A 1,346-nucleotide genomic window follows, 5' to 3' on the forward strand; every position below is an offset into this window, starting at 1 on the left:
CCCCTGCCTCTAATCAAAATACTTTCAGGCCTGTTCCCTGTTATTTCCAAATAATAGGAGCGATCGCCGCGATCAGCAACAGAAAAATAATTTCTAAAACGTAGCTGACAAACACAGTGCTATTGAGCAAACCATCCCACAGATAACCCTTGCGTTTAATCTGGGGTCTGCGTTTTAAAGAATGACTCCAACTGCTGTAGATACCGGGACTGTTGAAACCACAGGTACTAGTCAAAATCAACTCAATTTCAGCCACACGGGGATAGAAACCGCGCTGAAAGTGTTTCCATTGACTTTCGAGAATCCAGAAAAAGATCGGGATAGAACAACCGATGAGAGCGATCGCGCTGGCGTTTGGTTTTTGCTGTAACATCAATGCTAAAACACCCCCAGTCCCGGTAATTCCCAGCGCTTTAATTACCCAAATCTGCTTATTGTAATCTTCGATAGTGTTTTGCAGAAAAAAGTATTCTTCTTTGAGCAAGTCTAATTCAAAATCACTGAGGGGTTGGGGCTGAGGTTCAGTTGGTAATGGGTTAGACATGAGTGTTAGCAGAGTTTACTGAGATGAAATTAGCATAATTTGTAATTCGTGTACCAACAAAAAGATACCCGACTTCTTAAAGAAGTCGGGTATCTCGCTCACGAGTGTTTGATACTCGCCCACGAGATAAAAAGACTCACCGACGAGTGTTTGATACTCACCCACGAGATAAAAAGACTCACCGACGAGTGTTTGATACTCACCCACGAGACAAAAAGACTCGCCTACGAGTGTTTGATACTCACTCACGAGATAAAAAGACTCACCGACGAGTGTTTAATACTCGCCCACGAGACAAAAAGACTCGACGACGATGCTCTGAGCTTCGTTAAAGAGAATTTCAACCTGAATAATAAAGTTACAATTTAAATCAGTAAATTAAACCATATCGATAAAATACACTGACTACAGGTTAGGTGAGCAACATTTAACCTTTTTCCGTACCTTCTGCCCCTTTCCCAACATCAGCATTTCACTATTCCACACAGCATGACTAACTGGAATGACTACCTCGACTCGCTTTGCAATCATTATGCCCAATGGTGGAATGCTTACACGCTGACAGATGTAGTAGGACAGCAGCGAGTTGAGCAAAGGCGATCGCCACTACTGTTAAATTTTATGGTGGAGACGGTGCAATATGGCAAGGAAGAAAGGAGCGAAACACCGGAAAAAGTTGAGCGGTTAGACGTGCTGGCAGGGTTGCGGAAGTATGCTAAAGAACACGTCTTGCTAGTAGGGCGACCGGGTTCCGGGAAATCGACGGCGTTGGCGCGGTTGTTGTTGGAAGAAGCGGAGAAAC

The 1,346-nt window shown here is 44.1% G+C and carries 3 protein-coding genes; 2 read left to right on the top strand and 1 reads right to left on the bottom strand.

Annotated elements, in window-relative coordinates; translation table 11 throughout:
* Positions 1 to 40 precede the first annotated feature (40 nt).
* On the bottom strand, positions 41 to 544 hold the full coding sequence (locus tag IQ259_RS26895; RefSeq protein ID WP_193889021.1) for a hypothetical protein: 504 nt from the start codon (positions 542 to 544) through the stop codon (positions 41 to 43).
* Between the two features lie 104 nt (positions 545 to 648).
* Here IQ259_RS26895 and IQ259_RS26900 point away from each other — a divergent pair, with 104 nt between their 5' ends.
* Both IQ259_RS26900 and IQ259_RS26905 read left to right on the top strand, forming a co-directional pair.
* Complete coding sequence (locus tag IQ259_RS26900; protein ID WP_193889022.1) at positions 649 to 876, top strand: hypothetical protein; 228 nt, start codon at positions 649 to 651, stop codon at positions 874 to 876.
* 157 nt (positions 877 to 1,033) lie between these two features.
* Positions 1,034 to 1,346, top strand: a 313-nt coding sequence (locus IQ259_RS26905; RefSeq protein WP_193889023.1) for an NTPase (NACHT family), incomplete at its 3' end; no start/stop codon positions are given.

The sequence above is a fragment of the Fortiea sp. LEGE XX443 genome (assembly GCF_015206815.1).
In the GTDB taxonomy this organism is placed as follows: domain Bacteria; phylum Cyanobacteriota; class Cyanobacteriia; order Cyanobacteriales; family Nostocaceae; genus Nostoc_B.

Coding starts and splice junctions, on each gene's coding strand:
- IQ259_RS26895 (WP_193889021.1), bottom strand. CDS start 544: ATGTCTAACCCATTACCAACTGAACCTCAGCCCCAACCCCTCAGTGAT.